Origin of the sequence: Methylobacterium sp. Leaf123 (genome assembly GCF_001423405.1) — a bacterium.
GTDB lineage: Bacteria > Pseudomonadota > Alphaproteobacteria > Rhizobiales > Beijerinckiaceae > Methylobacterium.
Genome location: NZ_LMNS01000034.1, coordinates 63,943 through 79,835 on the forward strand (window position 1 = coordinate 63,943; position 15,893 = coordinate 79,835).

Sequence of the window (15,893 nt, forward strand, 5' to 3'; positions counted from 1 at the left end):
AGGGGAGCGACCTTTCCGGAGAGACCTGAGCCGGCCCCTCACCCGCCTGCTCCGCAGGCACCCTCTCCCGCGGAGGGGAGAGGACTAACCGTCTGCGTTACTTCGCGAATTCCGCGTAGGCCGCCTCGTCCATCAGCCCGTCCATGGCCGAGGGATCGTCGAGCTTGATCCGGTAGAGCCAACCGCCGCCCTGCGGGTCGGTGCCGACCGAGGCGGGGTCGGCAACCGCCGCCTCGTTGACCTCGGTGACCTCGCCGGAGAGCGGCGCGTAGACGTCCGAGGCCGCCTTGACGGACTCGACCACGGCGGCCGCCTCGCCCTTGGTCAGCTTCGCGCCGACCTTCGGCAACTCCACGAAGACGAGGTCGCCGAGCTGTTCGGCGGCATGCGCGGTGATGCCGACCGTGGCGACGTCGCCATCAAGGCGCAGCCATTCGTGCTCGTCGGTGAAACGCAGCATGGTCAAAACTCCTGATACGAGGGGGATCAGCCGCGCTTGAAGCCGGCCGGGACGAAGGGAAGCGGGGAGACGACGAGGGGGAGACGCTGGCCGCGCAGCTCGGCGAAGACGCGGGTGCCGGGCGTCGCGAGTGCGGCCGGCAGGAAGCCCATAGCGACGGGCGCACCGACGCTCGGGCCGAAGCCGCCGGAGGTGACGCGGCCGACCGGCTCGCCGCCGGCCTCCGCGGTGAAGAGCGGGGCATCCGCCCGCACCGGCGCCCGGCCCTTGGGGCGCAGGCCGACACGCCGCCGGGCCGGCCCGGCTTCCATTGCGGGGAGGATCGTGTTCGCCCCCGGAAACCCGCCTTCGCGGGCGCCGCCCCGGCGGCGGGCGGGGGAGATCGCCCAGGCGAGGCTCGCCTCGACCGGGCTGGTGCCGGGATCGATGTCGGCGCCGTGGAGCGGCAGGCCGGCTTCGAGGCGCAGGGAATCGCGGGCGCCGAGGCCGACCGGCAGCACCTCGGCCTCCGCGAGCAGGGCTTCGGCCACGGCCTCGGCGCGCTCGGCCGGCACGGACATCTCGAAACCGTCCTCACCGGTATAGCCGGAGCGGCTGACGAGGCAGGGCGCGCCGAGGATCGCGACCCTGCGCACATCCATGAAGCGCATCGCCTCGGTCTCGGGTGCCAGCCGCGCCAGCACTTCCGCCGCCTTCGGACCCTGGAGCGCGATCAGCGCATCCGGCACGAGCGCCATGTCGATGTCGTCCGGCAGATGCGCCCGGAGATGCGCGAAACCGGCGGCCTTGTTGGCGGCGTTGACGACGACGTGGAGCCGGTCGGGCAGGCGCGCGACCATGAGGTCGTCGAGAATGCCGCCGGCGTCATCCGTGAGGAAGCCGTAGCGCTGGCGGCCTTCGGGCAGGCCGAGGATATCGATGGGGATCAGCGCCTCGAGGGCGCGGGCCGCCTCCGCCACGTCACCCGAACGGGGGGTCAGCGCGATCTGGCCCATATGCGACACGTCGAACAGCCCGGCCGCCGCCCGCGTGTGCAGGTGCTCCTTGAGCAGCCCGGCGGGGTATTGCAGCGGCATCGCGTAGCCCGCGAACGGCACCATCTTGGCGCCGAGGCGCAGATGGAGCGCATGCAGCGGCGTCTGTGCCAGCGGATCAGCGGAAACGGGGGCGGCAGGGCTCACGGCCCCGGCAGCTTGCAGACTCATCAGGCACTTCACGACAGATGGATCTTGCCCGCCGGCCGGCTGGCAAGTTGCCCCCATCTGTCACGCTTACCTGAGAGCTTCCCTCACTCGGCATTCGAGTAAGGTTTCTCCTTCGGTGGACGCCGGACGGCGCCTCTCTCCAGATTGTCCAACGATACGGTGATTGTGCCTGAGAGTTTCCGGGGGTGGTTGCTCCGTCGGCGCCATGATTCATCTTTCGATGATTCTGGGCTCTCCCGTATCGTCTGTATCGGACCACATTAGGCTCGCACTTTGTGCCCCCTCGCGCAAGCCAAGCCTGGTGACGATCAGCGCCTCATGTTGCGCGGCCGGCAATAGCCGCGGAAGCTCTCGTAACCCGCCGGGCAGCGGCGCACACAGGCCCCGGCCGCGTATTTCAGCGGCGGACGGCAGGCGTTGCGGAAGCGCTGCTCGCCGAACAGGTAGGATTGGGCCGGGCCGGCCGAGGCTGGCACCGGGCTGACGAGGGGACCGGCAAAAGCCATCAGCAGAAGGACGATGAGGCGGCGGCGCAGCATGGCGGGGGTTCCGGCAGAGCCTGTGCAACGCGCCGCCCCGCACGGGGTTCGCCGCGCCCGTCACCGCCGGCTTGACATCCCCCGGGCGCCGTCGCCTTGAAGCGCCATGTCGCCGAACCCATCGAACAGCCTCGACGCCTTCGCCGGAGAAAAGCTCGCCGGCCTGGAAGCCAGCGCCCTGCGCCGCCGGCTGGCCGTGACCGCCCGCGGCCCCGAGGCGGCGGCCGAGCGGGGGGGCCGCGCGCTCATCTCGTTCTCCTGCAACGATTATCTCGGCCTCGCCCACGATCCGCGGGTGATCGCGGCGGCCACCGAAGCGCTGGCCCGCTACGGCGCGGGCGCCGGCGCCTCGCGATTGGTGACCGGCAATTCCCCCCCGCTCGCGGCGCTGGAGGAACGGCTCGCGCGGCACAAAGGCAAGGAGGCCGCGCTGGTCTTCGGCTCGGGCTATCTCGCCAATCTCGGCATCGCCCCGGCCCTCGTCGGCGCGGACGACCTGATCCTGGTCGACGAACTCGGCCATTCCTGCCTGTTCGCCGGGGCGAGGATGTCCGGCGCGCGGGCTGTGCGCTTCGCCCATAACGACGTGGCGCAGTTGCACGCGTTGCTCGCCGAGCATCGCGGCGCGGCGCGGCGGGCGCTGATCCTGACCGAGCGGGTCTTCAGCATGGATGGCGACCGGGCGCCGCTCCCCGAAATCCTGGCGATCGCGGGCGAGTACGACGCCTGGACGCTGGTGGACGACGCCCACGGCCTCGGCGTGGTCGAGCCCGGCCAGCGGGCACCGCTCGAAATGGGCACGCTGTCGAAAACGCTGGGCTCCTATGGCGGCTATCTCTGCGCCTCGCGGCCCGTGATCGACCTGCTGACGAGCCGGGCGCGCAGCCTCGTCTACACCACCGGCCTGCCGCCGGCCTCCGCCGCTGCCGCGCTCAAAGCCCTGGAGATCGTCGAGTCCGAGCCGGATCGCGCCGCCCGGCCGCTCGCGCTCGCCCGCCGCTTCACCGGGCGGCTCGGCCTGCCCGAGGCGATGAGCCCGATCGTGCCGGTTCTCATCGGTGCGGCGGAGGCCGCACTCGCTCTCTCCGCGGCGCTGGAGGCGCGCGGCTTCCTCGTCGTGGCGATCCGCCCACCGACGGTGGCGCCGGGCACCGCCCGCCTGCGGGTCGCCTTCTCGGCGGCCCATACCGAGGGGCAGGTCGATGCCCTGGCCGAGGCGTTGGCCGAACTGGCCCCGGAGAGCGTCCGCGCCGGCTGAACGCCCTCAGGCGATCGGATCGAGCCGGCGGATCGCGGTGACGGCGCCGAAACTCTTGACGGCGATGCGCTCGACCGCCTCGCGCAGCGGCTCGACCGCCACCGCCATGTGGTGGCCGTTGGCGTGGATGAGCCGCTCGGCGTCGAGCATCAGCCCGACATGGCCCTTCCAGAACACGAAGTCGCCGCGCCGCAGCCCGTCGAGCCCCGGCGGCAGGGCGTTGCCAAGGGCCAGTTCCTGCTGGTCGGCATCGCGCGGGCAGGCAAGACCCGCGGTCTCCAAGCAGAGCTGGACGAGGCCCGAGCAATCGAGGCCGAGGCTGGTGCGCCCGCCCCAGAGATAAGGCGTGCCGAAGAGCCGCTCGGCAGTGGCCGGAAAATCGGGCACGGCGGTCCCGATCGGCACGGCATGGCCGGCAAAGACATAGCCGCCGCCGGCGAGCCGCCAATACTCGCCTTCCTGCGCCTCCACCGCGAAGGCGGCGCCGAGGCTGAGATGGGCAACATGCGGGCGCTTCAGGTCAGGCGCCGGGTAGACGAAGGTGCGCAAGGCAGCGACCCGGTGGGTCGGCGCCGGATCGATGGCCCCGAGTGCCGCCTCCGGCAGGTAGCCGACATAGCCGTCGCGGGCGATCTGACCCCAGGCGAACCCGTCACGGCGCTCGAACACCGTCACGGCGTCGCCCATCACCGCCTCGGTTTCGAGCCCGGCCTCGAGGCGCGGCGCGCGGCGCAAAGGGGCTGAGGGCACGGCGACCCGCGCCGGCTCGCCCGCGGCGTAGCGCTCGGCCGCAACGACGCCCTTCAGGCGGATGTCGGCGAGGTCCGGCCGGGCCGGGGTGAGGCGGGGGTCGCGTGTGTTGGGCATCGTGGCGCCGGCTTGGCGCAGGATCGGGGCGGGATTCGGGATGCCGAGTCTTAAGACCACCGATTTTCGCGTGGCTCGTCGACACGGGATTCGGCCATCCATTTGCTGCGCTGCCGCGACTCTATGACCGGCACACGCGTTACTCGTCCGATGGCCTCATCAACGAATGTGCTGGCGCCGACGCATATCGGCGCGCATCCTGCATGCTCGACGAGCGGGGCGTCCGCCCGGCAAGCCATGCGGCCGGCGGTCCGTCACGTCCGATTTGGGTGCAGTGCACAAACCGGACGGACCGTCCTATGATCGGTGCATGAAGACCGCGAGTCGTGCCGTGAAAAAGAACCATAAGAGCTTTCAGGATCTGCCTCCGATCCGGGTGCGGCGCGAGCCACCCACGGTCGCTGAGGCGGTCGCCGCCGCCCAGGATCTGGCCGACGATGTCGAGCAGCAGGTGGAGATCGCCTGCGGGCTGATCGGCCTCGCCCCGGACGAGGTGCGCCCCCACGTGGTCGCCGCCGCCAAGGCCGCGGCGGCGCGCCCGGCGCACCGGCCGCTGGAGCAGCGCATCCTCGCGCCGACGAGCCCGAACCGCGCCCCGCCGCGGGCCGTCATCGTCGAGCGCCGCAGCCGCCCCACCGTGGTGATCGAGCGCCGCAGCCGGCCCCTCGACCCGCGCCGGTAACACCCCGGCACCGTCTTTCGGGACGGTGCTCGGGCTCACCAGGGCAGCGTCTCGCCCCGGTGGTCGAGAAAGGCGAGATCCGTCCGGCCGGCTCTCGCCTCGATCACATCCGCCAGTCCGGCGGCGCTCGTCGCCACGTCGAGGTCGGCCCCCTCGCCGCCCATATCCGTGGCGACCCAGCCCGGATGCAGCAGCAGCACCCCGAAATCGCGGGTCGCGTGGCGCGCCGCAAAGCTCCGGGCGTTGATGTTGAGCGCCGCCTTGCTCGCCCGGTAGTTCTCCCAGCCGCCCTCGGTGTTGAGGCCGACGCTGCCGAGCGCCGAGGACATGAAGGCGAGCGTGCCGCCGGGTGCGAGAGTCTCGGCAAAGGCATCCGCGAACAGGATCGGGCTCACCGCATTGGTGAGGTAGACCTGTGCGTGGACCGCCCGCGACACCGCGTTGAGGGGCTTGTCCGCCTCGATCAGCACGCCGGCCACGACGAAGACGAGATCGAATCGTTCGTGCCGCGTCCGTTCGCGCAGGGCGGCAACGGACGCATCGTCGTCGATATCCACCGTTTCGACCCGGACGCCCTCCGCCGCGAGCCGTTCGAGCCCGGGCGCGGCCCCGCGCCGGGTCGCGGTGACCTGCCAGCCACGCCGCAGGAAGGTCTCGGCGAGCCCGAGCCCGAGGCCGCGCGAGGCGCCGACGATCAGGGCGTGTTTCCGGGAATGGCTCATGATGATCCGGCAGTCCTGAATTCAAGCTCTGTTCGCGGTGCCGAGAGACCGGTCTCGTCCAATCCCTCCCCTCATCCTGAGGTGCGAAGCGCAGCGGAGCCTCGAAGGATCTTCCCGTCATCGCGCGGGATCTGGAACATCCTTCGAGGCCCGCGGGCGCGGGCACCTCAGGATGAGGGCGCGGATTGGATACGAAGGCCGATCAGCCGAGTTCCGCGCCGACAGAGGGACCGTCGAGCGCGCTCTTCACGCCCTCATAAAGCTTCGGAAGGTGCTCGGCGCCGACGAGAAGATCCGAGAGCGTGAAGCGGCGCGGCTTGGCCGGTGGTTCGGCGGGCCGTGTCGAGCGTGCCCGGCCCCGGTCACCATCCCTTACGAGCTTCGCCATGCCATGTTTCCCTCGGCTACGGCGATCACGATGGCATGCTCCGGCTACCCGAGCGAGCCGCCTCAATCCCCCGTCTGCACCGACCACGTGGCGTGGCGCACCTCCGGCCGCTTCTCCAAATCGGCCACCACCGCGTCGAGATCCTTGGCGTGGACCGTCGTCGCGGTGAGCGTGGCGATGACGTCGACGGTGGTCTCGCCGCGTTCCTCCACCTCGGTCGAGCCGACGGGGTAATCCGCCGCCTCCAGGCGCTCCACCAACAGGTCGCGGGCGAGGCCGGCGGTCTCGGCCGGCACCGTCACCTGCACCGCGTAGGTCGCCTCCGTCGCGCTCTCGTCGATGGGGATGCGGTCGATGAGGTTCACCAGCGGGCGCAGCAGCGTGTTGCCGGCCAGGACTGCGAGGGTGACGAAGCAAGCCTCCAGCGGCAGGTCGGCCCCGGAGAAGGCACCGACCGCCGCGGCGCACCAGAGGGTCGCGGCGGTGTTGAGGCCGCGCACGTTCATCCCCTCCTTCATGATGACGCCCGCGCCGAGAAAGCCGATGCCGGAGACGACATAGGCGACGACGCGGGTCGCCCCCTCCCCGCCGGTCAGCCGCATGCCGAGATCGACGAAGGCCGCCGCGCCCAGCGCCACCAGCACGGCGGTGCGCAAGCCCGCGCTGCGCTGCCGGTACTGCCGCTCGACGCCGATCAGGGTGCCGAGACCGAAGGCGACCGCGAGGCTGATGCCGGAATTCACGGCTTCGGGCGTGGGGAAGGGAAAGGGGCCGGGCATGGACCGTTCGGGACCTTTTCGGAATCGTGCGGTTTTCCCGCTGTCGCACGAGCGTGACGGTTGCGTGACGAAACGTCACCGCGCCGCGCACACCCGGTCGCCTGCGGTCAATTTGCCCGTGGCCGAGGCCGCCGCGCGGGATTGACGCGGCGACCGGGCAGCGGGCACACCGGCAGGATTGTGGGAGCCTTAAGAAAAACCCACGCTGAGGAGACGCGCATGCTGCAGGATCTTTCTCCTGCGACGAGGGCCGAGGCTCGACCGGCATCGGCGACGGTGCTCGTATGAGCGTCGAGGCACTCGCCCGGCCCGCCCTCGGGGCGGCGCCCGTCCGCGACCGCATCCTCCAGCTTCGCGACGGATTGAGCCACGGGCTGATCGGCGCCGACAAGCTGGTCGAGCGCCTGTTGATCGGGCTGCTGACCGGCGGCCACCTGCTGATCGAGGGGGCGCCGGGGCTCGCCAAGACCCGCGCGGTCAAGCGCCTGTCGGACGGGCTCGACGGCTCGTTTGCCCGCGTGCAATGCACGCCCGACCTGATGCCGGCCGACCTCACCGGCACCACCGTCTGGCGCCAGGATGCGGGCACCTTCGAGTTCCTGCCCGGCCCCCTGTTCCACTCGCTGATCCTCGTGGACGAGGTGAACCGCGCGCCGCCCAAGGTGCAGTCGGCGCTGCTGGAATCCATGGCCGAGGGGCAGATCACGGTCTCGGGCCACACTCACCGCCTACCCGACCCGTTCATGGTGGTGGCGACGCAGAACCCGATCGAGCATGCGGGCACCTTTCCGCTGCCCGAGGCGCAGCTAGACCGCTTCCTGCTCCACGTCGTCGTCGAAATGCCGGACGAGGCCTCCGAGCGCCGCATCCTCGATCTCGTCGAGGGCGAATTGAACCACCACGCCGAAGCGATGCCGGTGAAGCTCTCGGTCGCCGAGGTGATCGCCGCCCGCGAGGCCGCGCTCGCCACCTACGTCTCGCCGGCCCTCAAGGACTATCTCGTACGGCTCGTGGCCGGCACCCGCGGCGACAGCGTCGCGCCGGAGCTGCGCGCGGCGATCGAACACCCGGCCTCGCCCCGCGGCACGCTGGCGCTGATGGTCGCCGGCAAGGCCCGCGCCTACCTCCACGGCCGCGACCACGTCGTGCCCGAGGACATTTCGGAGCTGGCCGCCGACGCCCTGGCGCACCGCATCGGCCTGACGTGGCGCGCGGCGGCCGAGGGGCGCACCACGCGGGGCATCATCGGCGGGTTGGTCGAGCGGACGCGGGCGCTGTAGCCGTCATGACCGCGACTGCGGCGCCTGCAAGCGACCTGACCGACGCCCCCGGCATCCACCTTTCGGGCGCCGGACTCATGAGCCTGCGCCATCTCGCGCGGCGCGGCGTCTCGCCCGCGACCCGCACCATCGCCGGGTTGCCCGGCGGCATCGTCACTCGCAAGCGCGGGCGCGGCTCGGAGCCGGACGACGTGCGGCCCTGGTCCGAGGGCGACGACCGCCGCTTCATCGACCGCAACGCCACCGCCCGCACCGGCCAAGTGCATGTGCGCACCCATCACGACGAGCGCGACCGGGCCGTGGTGCTCCTCGCCGACTTCCGGCCCTCGATGCTGTTCGGCACCCGCCGGGCTTTGCGCTCGGTGGCGGCGGCGGAGGCGCTGACGCTGCTCGGCTGGCGAATCGTCGGCGATGGCGGGCGCATCGGCCTGATCGTGGCGGGCCGGGCCGAGCCCGCGGTGATCCGCCCGGCCGGCGGCGAACGGGCGATGACCGCCGTCACCGGCGCGCTCGCCCATGCCCACGCCGAAGCCCTCGCCGGCCCGGCGGCGGACGACCCGCCGCTCACCGACACGCTGGCGCTCGCCCGCTCGCTCCTGCCCTCGGGCGGCCACCTCGTCGTGGCGAGTGCGCTGGATGCGCCGGGGCCGGATTTCGAGAGCCTGATCACCGCGCTGGCCGAGCGGCTCTCGATCCGCCTGCTGCTGGTGAGCGACGCCTTCGAGCGGGCGCGCCCGGCCGGCCTCTACCCCTACGCCCTGCCGGGCGGACAGCGCGGCACCGTCCAGGCCGATCGCAGGGCCCGACCCGCCGATGCGATCGACCCGCGTCTGGCCCGCCTCCATGCCTGCGGCGTCGAGGGCCTGCGTATCGACGTCGAGGCCGGGCCGGAGAGCTACGCCCCCCTGATGGAGCGGCTCGATGCGGTGTTGTGACCTCAAAACCCTCTCCCCTCTGCGGGAGAGGGTGCCTGCGGAGCAGGCGGGTGAGGGGCCGGCTCCGCATTGTCCGGAAGCGGCGCTCCCCTCTGCGGGAGAGGGAAGTGTCGGGGCGCTCCCATGACCGCCCCCACGCCCGACCTCTCGACCCTGCGTGGCCTCCATCTCCCCACCGGCGGCAACAATGCGATGCAGCCCGAGATGGTGGCGGCCCTGGCCCTCGGCTTCAGCCTCGCGCTGCTCGTCGGCCTGATCCGCCTCGTTCGCGCACGGCGCGGCGCGTCGGTACGCCGGGCAGCCCTGCGCGAATTGGCACTGGCCCAAAACCTCGAACCGGACGCCCGCCGGGTCGCGCAGGCCCGCCTGCTGCGGCGCGTGGTGCGCACGCTGAAGGGCGAGGCGGCGGCCGGCGCCCGCGGCGCGGCCTGGGCGACGACGCTCGACACCACCTTCGCCACCGACTTCTTCCGCTCCGGTCCGGGCCGCATCTTCGCCGACGATCTCTACCGGCGCCCGAAGACCGTCGATCCCATGGCGAATGATCCCGCCGCCATCGATACCGGCCTCGGCCGCCTGCTCTCACAGATCCGGGCCTGATCCGAATGCCCGCCTGGTTCACGGCCCTCGCCTCCGCCTTCGACTTCGCGGCGCCGCTCGCCCTGCTGCTCCTGCCCCTGCCGCTCGCCGCCCGGCTGATCCCGCCGGAGCGCCAGGGCGGCAGCGGCGCCTTGCGCGTTCCCCCCTCCCTCGTCGGCGGCGCCGAGCACGCCGAAAGCATCGCCGCCCACGGCCGGCGCCGCCTCTGGCTCATCGGAACGCTCTGGGTGGCGCTGGTCGTCGCGCTGGCCGGTCCCCGCCTCGTCCTGCCGGCGACCGCGCTGCCGGCCTCGGCCCGGGAGATCGTGCTCGCCCTCGACCTCTCGGGCAGCATGGAGCGCAAGGACTTCTCCCTCGACGGTGAGACCGTCAGTCGGCTCGCGGCGGTGAAGCGCGTCGGCGCCGAGTTCATCCGCCGCCGGGCCGGCGACCGCATCGGCCTCGTCGAATTCGCCGATCAAGCCTACGTCGCCGCCGCCCCCACCTTCGACACCGCCACCGTCGCCCGCACTCTGGAGGAGGCGACCATCGGCCTCGTCGGGCGCTCCACCGGCATCGGCGACGGGCTCGGCCTCGCGCTCAAACGCCTCGCACCCGCGCAAGTCGCGGCGGCCGACGGCGAAGGGCCGCCGCCCGCCCGCGACAAGGTCGTGGTGCTGCTCTCGGACGGGGCCAACAATGCCGGCCAGACCGCACCGAAGGACGTGGCGGCGCTGGCCAAGGATCTCGGGGTGCGCGTCTACACAATCGCCCTCGGGCCGATCGACATGGCCGACAACCCCGACAACGAGCAGGATGTGGTCGATGTCGAGACCCTGCGGGCCATGGCCGAGACCAGCGGCGGCCGGGCGTTCCGCGTGAAGACCACCGACGACCTGGAGAATGTCGCCAACGCCATCGACGAACTGGAGGGCGGACGCGCCAAGGCGCCGCCGCTGCCCCTGCGGCGCGACCTCTGGCCCTGGCCGGCGGCGTTGGCCTTCCTCTGCGCCTGCGGGCTCCTGGCGACGCGGCGCCGGATCTGATCGGGAATCGCATGATCGAATCCCTCACCCTGCTGCGCCCGCTCTGGTTCCTGGCGATTCCCATCGTGGCCCTGCTCGCCTTGCGGGCGGCGTGGCGCTCGGCGCCGCTCGGCGACTGGAACAAGGCGGTCGATCCACACCTGATGGCGCTGTTCGCCCGCCGCGGGGCGGTGCTCGGCGGGCGGCGGCAGGCCAACCTCGCCGCCGCTCTGGCCGCCGGCATCCTGGCGCTGGCGCTCACCGGCCCGGCCATCGAGCGCCCGGAGGCCGCGACCTTCCGCAATCTCGACGCCACGGTGATCGTGCTCGACCTCTCCCGCTCGGTCACCGAGGGCGGGCGCTTCAAGGAGGCGCGGCAGGCGGCGGAAGCGGTGGCGGAGGCCGCGGGCACCCGCTCGCTGGCGCTGATCGTCTATGCGGGCGACGCCTACACCGCGCTGTCGCCGACCAATGACCGCGAGAGCCTCGCCACCACCCTGTTCGCGCTCGATGCCGACACCGTGCCCGACCGGGGCAGCCACCCGGAACGCGGGCTGGCGCTGGCTCGCCGGACTCTGGCCGAGGCCAACGTCGTCGCCGCCGACGTGGTGCTGATCTCCGATGGCGACGGGATCGGGCAGGCCGCCGAGCGCGAGGCCGCCGCGATCCGGGACAAGGGCTGGCAGCTCCACGCCCTGTTCGTGCCCGCGGGCAAGGCGCTGCCCCCCGGCGCGCCGCGCCCCGACCGGACCGCCCTCGACCGGCTCGCCGGCACGGGCGGCGGCCGGGCCGCCGACATCGAGGCCTCCGAAGCGGTGCTCGACCGCGTCGGCGCTTCGACCGCCCAGCACCTCGCCGCGAACGGCTACGGCGTGCTCGCCTTCGCCGATCTCGGCCGCTGGCTGCTGCTGCTGGCGCTGCTGCCCGCCCTCCTCCTGTTCCGACGGAGCGCGTGATGCTGGCGTCCCTTCCGCCTCACCCCTTTGCACGCCCCTTCACCCGGTCCGCGCCGCTGCGGCGGATGCTGCCCGTCGCCTTCCCGCGCAACTGGCGGCGGCTCGCCCGCATCGCGGGGCTTGCGCTGGCGGGCGGCGGCCTGCTCGGATTGCTGCTCGTGTCGGAGCCGCGCACGACGCTGGGCCGCGTCCTGATGGCGGCCGGTCTGCCCGGCGCGGCCGTTCAGGTGTTCGACACACCCGCATGGCGCGCCGCCGCCCTTTACGAGGCCGGGCGCCACAGTGAGGCGATCCCGCTGTTCCGGGCCCAGGGCAAGCGCGGCGCCTACAATCTCGGAAACGCGCTTGCCCGCTCCGGCGACCTGCAAGGGGCCCTCGAGGCCTATGACGAGGCGCTGACCTACAACCCGCGCGACGCCGACGCGCAGGCCAACCGCTCGCTGATCGCCAAGGCCCTGGAAGAGGAAATCGACCGCGGCAAGGGCGGCGGCCTCGCCAACGCCTCGGCGCAGTACGGCGCCCGCTACAACAACACGGCCAACCAGGACCAGAACGACGACATCCGCGCCACCGCCAGCGGCGAGGGCTTGGCTGGCAACAAGGAGGGCGGCTCCTCCGCCTCCCTGCCGGGCACCAGCCCGGTGGCGCGCCGCGGCAAGGCCGAGCAGCAGGCGGTCGATTCCGGCAAGGGGCAGGCCCGCGGCTCGGCCAGCGACGCCGCCGGCCGCGGACGCCAGGGCGCCGGCTCGGCCATGGTCGCCGCCGCGCCCGAGCGCGAGGCACGCCGGGTGACGAAGAGCTTCGAGGCGCACGAGATCCATCCCGACCGGCTCTGGCTCCAGACCCTGCCGGACGAGCCCGGCCGCTATCTCAAGCTGCGCCTCAAGGCCGAACAGGCCCGCCGCATCGAGGCCGGCACCGCCATCCCGGGAGGCAGCAACCCGTGGTAGAAGCTGGCACAATCCTCAACGCGTATCCCCTCTCCCCTCTGCGGGAGAGGGTGGCCCCCGAAGGGGGTCGGGTGAGGGGCTGGCTCCGCACTCTCCAGAAGCGGCGCTCCCCTCTCCCGACCCTCGCTCACGCGAGGGCCACCCTCCCCCGCAGAGGGGGGAGGGCAATGCCGCGTCTGCTCGCACTCCTCATCCTGCTGGCCGTCGCCGCCCCCGCCCAGGCCATCGAGCCCGGCGACCTCACCCTGACCGTGACGCCCGATCTCCCCGGCGGCGCGCAGCCCTTTGCCCGCGAGATGGTGCTGCTGCGCCTGCGCGGGGTCTACCGCACGCAGATCCTGCTGGAGGAGGTGCGCCAGCCGGCCCTCGTCAACTTCTCCTGGACGCAGCTCGGCCGCGACCATTGGGGCCGCACGCGCATGCCCGACGGGCAGATGGCGCTGGAATTCGAGCGCACGATCGCGGTCTTCCCCCAGCATACGGGGACCTTCACCATCGACCCGTTCATCCACCGCCTGACGATCAACGACGGCGGCGAGCGCAAGCAGATCGAGGTGCGCTCGGAGCCCGTCCCCTTCCCCGTGGCGGCCTGGACCGGCGCGAGCGGCGGCCCCGACACGGCCGAACCCTGGTGGCTGCCGGCGCGGGACGTGGCGATCACCGATTCCTGGGATCCCGACCCCGAGACGCTCAACAAGGGGGACACCGCCCGCCGAATCGTGACACTCGAAGCGCAGGGTATGCTCGCCGAGGGGCTGCCGCCCCGCCCCGTCATGCGCACCCGCGGCATCATCACCTTCGCCGGCCCGGTGAAGCGCGAGACCCTCATCACGCCCTCCGGCCCGGTGGCGCGGGCGACCTACCAGTGGGACATCAAGAAGGGCGTGGCCGAGGTGATCCCCCTCGACGCGATCAAGATCCCCTGGTTCGACACGCTCACCCGCACCCTGCGCGAGACCGAGATTCCCGCCCGCCAGATCGGCGGCGGCCTCGCCGACCGGGCGGAGGATCTCAAGACTGCGGGGCCCGCCACGTGGTCCGCGCTGGCCGCGGCGGCGCTCGCCGCCTTCGGCCTCGGGCTGGCCTTGATCGGCTTCCGCACCGGTCCGGGCTGGCTGCAACTCGACCGGGGGCAGGCCCGTGCCCTTCGGCTGGCGGCGGCCGCGGGCGACGCGTCCGCGTTCCGGACGGTGCTCGGCCGTGCGGCGCAGGCGCAGCCGGATCTCGCCGCGCTCTGGCAGGCGGAGCCGGATCTGGCGCGCGACCTCGCCGCCCTCGACCGGCAGGTCTTCGGCCCGGCCGCGTCCGGTGCGGATCGCCTCGATCTGCCCGGTCTCGCGCGGCGGCTCGGCCGGCGCCGGAGACGCGGCACCTCCGCAGCGCTTGCCCCCGCTCCCCGGCTGGCGCCCCTCGACGGCCCGGTCGCGCAGGCGTGACCGGGTGGCGCGGAACGGCGGCCCGATCCACAAGCCCGGTGCGCGAGGGTGAACGATCGCGACGCAGCCTCCGTCCCGTCTTCCCCTGAGCCGCGGCCGAACACGCTTCTTTCGGCGTCCCGCCGCGCGCCGGCAGGGTGATACGGTTTCCGCGCGGCGCGAAGGAGATCGGATACGAGGGATTGCAGCACTTCTCGCGCTGCCGCCCCTGGTGTTCCTGGATGATCTGCTCGTCGGCGGGGTTGGCTCTTGTTCGCGGCGCAGAACCTCGTGACGGCGTTGGCGGCCGTGCGTCTGATGCAGTTGACCGATCCCATCGCGCCGGGGGAGAGCGTTCCGGTCCTGGCCGCCCTGTTGCTCGGCAACCTCCTGGCGTGGCTGGTGGCGCGTGTTCCCGCAGCGGCCCGGCTGGATTTGAGGCCCGCTCGGGGTCGGTCAGTCACCGCGCGACAAAGGAACCGACGTGACCGTGAGCCAGCCCGCGGCGGCACCGACGCCCGCCCGCGATCCGCGACGCCTCGTCGGCATCGCCCTGATGTGCGTCGCGCCGGTGTTCTTCGCCAGCCTCGATGCGACCGGCAAGGTGCTGGCGGGCGCGGGCGTCGATCCGCTGCTCACCACCTTCATGCGCTACGCGGTCAACGTCGCGCTGGTGACGGCCTTGATCAATCCGGTGACGCGGCCCGGCGTGGCCCATTCGCGGCGCCTGCCGCTCCAGATCCTGCGCTCGCTGCTGCTATTCGGTTCGACCGCCTGCAACTTTCTGGCGCTGCGCTCGCTCCAGCTCGCCGAGACGATCTCGATCCAGTTTGCCGCGCCGCTCACGGTCGCGCTGCTCGCCGGGCCGCTGCTCGGCGAATGGTCGTCGCGGATGCGGCTCGCGGCGGTGGCGACGGGCTTCGTCGGCGTGCTCGTCATCGTGCGGCCGGACGCGCTGGCGGCCAAGCCGGCGATCCTGTTCAGCCTCGGCGCGATGCTCTGCTACGCGGTCTACGTGATCGTGACGCGCAAGCTCGCGGCCCACGATTCGACGGCGACGACGGTGTTCTATACCGGGCTCGGCGGGCTCGCGGTCATGAGCCCGCTCCTGCCCTGGATCTGGACGGCACCGGCCTCGGGCACGGTCTGGGTGCTGCTGATCGCGGTCGGGCTGTTCGGCACGATCGGGCATTGGCTGCTGGTGCTGGCCCATGCACGGGCGCCGGCGAGCCTGCTCGCGCCCTTCATCTATACTCAGATCCTGTGGTCGGTTTTGCTCGGCTATCTGCTTTTCGGCGACGTGCCGAGCGCCTGGACGATGCTCGGCGCCGGCATCATCGTCGCCTCGGGCCTCGTTCTGCTGAGCGAGGATGCGCTGGTGCGCCGCCATGCGCGGCGGAGAGCGTCCCCTCCCCCGCGCATGGCGCCACCCACTCAGCGGTGGCGGTGGTGGCGCGGATGGTGACGGCGGTGATGGTAGGCGCGGTTCGAACGCATCCGGCTGCGGTAGGCACGCCGGCCGGGATCGATGCCGAGCACGCCGTTCACGCCGCCCACCGCACCGCCGACGGCGCCGCCCACGATGCCGCCGATCGGGCCGGCGACGCGATCCCCCTCGGCCGCGCCGCGGCGCATCCCGCCGGGAATGCCCTGGGCCTGCGCCTCACCGGCGATCGGCAGGAGGCAGAGCATCAGCCCTGCGGCGGCAATGGCGAAACGTCTCATGGCGGCGATTCCTCGTTGGGAATGAACACTTGCCGGTGCTTCACCCGACGGGTTGCAACCGGATGCCAGCCAACGAAGGGTTGCCCTTGCCGGTTCCGGCCGACCGCCCTGCCGTCCCCAGGATCCGT

The 15,893-nt window shown here is 72.4% G+C and carries 18 protein-coding genes and 1 riboswitch; of the genes, 10 read left to right on the top strand and 8 right to left on the bottom strand.

Annotated features, from left to right (window positions below; all coding sequences use genetic code 11):
- Positions 1 to 97: 97 nt before the first annotated feature.
- The 3 genes from gcvH to ASF53_RS16190 form a co-directional block, all read right to left on the bottom strand.
- Positions 98 to 460: a glycine cleavage system protein GcvH gene (gene gcvH, locus ASF53_RS16180; protein WP_056200448.1), complete on the bottom strand. Its 363-nt coding sequence runs from the start codon at positions 458 to 460 to the stop codon at positions 98 to 100.
- Between the two features lie 26 nt (positions 461 to 486).
- Positions 487 to 1,665, bottom strand: a complete 1,179-nt coding sequence (gene gcvT / locus ASF53_RS16185; protein ID WP_056200451.1) for a glycine cleavage system aminomethyltransferase GcvT — start codon at positions 1,663 to 1,665, stop codon at positions 487 to 489.
- Between the two features lie 147 nt (positions 1,666 to 1,812).
- Positions 1,813 to 1,914, bottom strand: a riboswitch (glycine riboswitch).
- A 59-nt stretch (positions 1,915 to 1,973) separates the two neighbouring features.
- Positions 1,974 to 2,204: a hypothetical protein gene (locus tag ASF53_RS16190; protein WP_056200453.1), complete on the bottom strand. Its 231-nt coding sequence runs from the start codon at positions 2,202 to 2,204 to the stop codon at positions 1,974 to 1,976.
- A 106-nt stretch (positions 2,205 to 2,310) separates the two neighbouring features.
- Here ASF53_RS16190 and ASF53_RS16195 point away from each other — a divergent pair, with 106 nt between their 5' ends.
- Positions 2,311 to 3,462 carry an aminotransferase class I/II-fold pyridoxal phosphate-dependent enzyme gene (locus ASF53_RS16195; protein ID WP_056200456.1) on the top strand — a complete coding sequence of 384 codons (1,152 nt, stop codon included), beginning with the start codon at positions 2,311 to 2,313 and terminating at the stop codon, positions 3,460 to 3,462.
- A 6-nt stretch (positions 3,463 to 3,468) separates the two neighbouring features.
- On the opposite strand, the gene ASF53_RS16200 is transcribed toward ASF53_RS16195, so the two are convergent.
- Positions 3,469 to 4,329, bottom strand: coding sequence for a C40 family peptidase (locus tag ASF53_RS16200; protein WP_056200993.1), 861 nt, complete (start codon positions 4,327 to 4,329; stop codon positions 3,469 to 3,471).
- A 310-nt stretch (positions 4,330 to 4,639) separates the two neighbouring features.
- Here ASF53_RS16200 and ASF53_RS16205 point away from each other — a divergent pair, with 310 nt between their 5' ends.
- Positions 4,640 to 5,011, top strand: a complete 372-nt coding sequence (locus ASF53_RS16205) for a hypothetical protein (RefSeq protein WP_056200459.1) — start codon at positions 4,640 to 4,642, stop codon at positions 5,009 to 5,011.
- A 35-nt stretch (positions 5,012 to 5,046) separates the two neighbouring features.
- Here the strand turns inward: ASF53_RS16205 and ASF53_RS16210 are convergent, their stop codons facing one another.
- The 3 genes from ASF53_RS16210 to ASF53_RS16220 all read right to left on the bottom strand — a co-directional run bounded on the left by ASF53_RS16210 (position 5,047) and on the right by ASF53_RS16220 (position 6,900).
- Entirely contained in the window at positions 5,047 to 5,733 is a 687-nt protein-coding gene (locus ASF53_RS16210) for an SDR family NAD(P)-dependent oxidoreductase (protein WP_056200462.1), read from the bottom strand.
- Positions 5,734 to 5,935: 202 nt separating this feature from the next.
- Positions 5,936 to 6,121, bottom strand: coding sequence for a hypothetical protein (locus ASF53_RS16215; RefSeq protein ID WP_056200464.1), 186 nt, complete (start codon positions 6,119 to 6,121; stop codon positions 5,936 to 5,938).
- 62 nt (positions 6,122 to 6,183) lie between these two features.
- On the bottom strand, positions 6,184 to 6,900 hold the full coding sequence (locus ASF53_RS16220) for an MgtC/SapB family protein (RefSeq protein ID WP_056200467.1): 717 nt from the start codon (positions 6,898 to 6,900) through the stop codon (positions 6,184 to 6,186).
- 284 nt (positions 6,901 to 7,184) lie between these two features.
- On the opposite strand from ASF53_RS16220, the gene ASF53_RS16225 reads away from it, so the two are divergent.
- The 8 genes from ASF53_RS16225 (at position 7,185) to ASF53_RS16260 (ending at position 15,505) form a co-directional block, all read left to right on the top strand.
- The gene (locus ASF53_RS16225; protein ID WP_056200470.1) at positions 7,185 to 8,180 is read left to right on the top strand and encodes an AAA family ATPase; all 996 of its coding nucleotides are present in this window, start codon (positions 7,185 to 7,187) and stop codon (positions 8,178 to 8,180) included.
- A 5-nt stretch (positions 8,181 to 8,185) separates the two neighbouring features.
- Positions 8,186 to 9,115, top strand: coding sequence for a DUF58 domain-containing protein (locus ASF53_RS16230; protein WP_056200474.1), 930 nt, complete (start codon positions 8,186 to 8,188; stop codon positions 9,113 to 9,115).
- Positions 9,116 to 9,238: 123 nt separating this feature from the next.
- Positions 9,239 to 9,715 (top strand): DUF4381 family protein, encoded by a 477-nt coding sequence (locus ASF53_RS16235; RefSeq protein ID WP_056200477.1) that lies wholly within the window; start codon positions 9,239 to 9,241, stop codon positions 9,713 to 9,715.
- Between the two features lie 5 nt (positions 9,716 to 9,720).
- The gene (locus ASF53_RS16240) at positions 9,721 to 10,740 is read left to right on the top strand and encodes a VWA domain-containing protein (RefSeq protein WP_056200480.1); all 1,020 of its coding nucleotides are present in this window, start codon (positions 9,721 to 9,723) and stop codon (positions 10,738 to 10,740) included.
- Between the two features lie 11 nt (positions 10,741 to 10,751).
- A complete protein-coding gene (locus ASF53_RS16245) occupies positions 10,752 to 11,675 on the top strand; it encodes a VWA domain-containing protein (protein WP_056200482.1) in 924 nt (307 codons plus the stop codon).
- Positions 11,675 to 12,625 (top strand): tetratricopeptide repeat protein, encoded by a 951-nt coding sequence (locus ASF53_RS16250; RefSeq protein WP_056200484.1) that lies wholly within the window; start codon positions 11,675 to 11,677, stop codon positions 12,623 to 12,625. The genes ASF53_RS16245 and ASF53_RS16250 overlap by 1 nt, the downstream gene beginning before the upstream one ends.
- Positions 12,626 to 12,792: 167 nt before the next feature.
- Positions 12,793 to 14,061 (top strand): BatD family protein, encoded by a 1,269-nt coding sequence (locus ASF53_RS16255; RefSeq protein ID WP_056200487.1) that lies wholly within the window; start codon positions 12,793 to 12,795, stop codon positions 14,059 to 14,061.
- A gap of 469 nt (positions 14,062 to 14,530) precedes the next feature.
- Positions 14,531 to 15,505, top strand: a complete 975-nt coding sequence (locus tag ASF53_RS16260; protein WP_286134498.1) for a DMT family transporter — start codon at positions 14,531 to 14,533, stop codon at positions 15,503 to 15,505.
- Here the strand turns inward: ASF53_RS16260 and ASF53_RS16265 are convergent.
- Positions 15,475 to 15,765 carry a hypothetical protein gene (locus ASF53_RS16265; protein WP_056200494.1) on the bottom strand — a complete coding sequence of 97 codons (291 nt, stop codon included), beginning with the start codon at positions 15,763 to 15,765 and terminating at the stop codon, positions 15,475 to 15,477. The two genes, ASF53_RS16260 and ASF53_RS16265, sit on opposite strands and share 31 nt — an antisense overlap.
- Positions 15,766 to 15,893 lie beyond the last annotated feature (128 nt).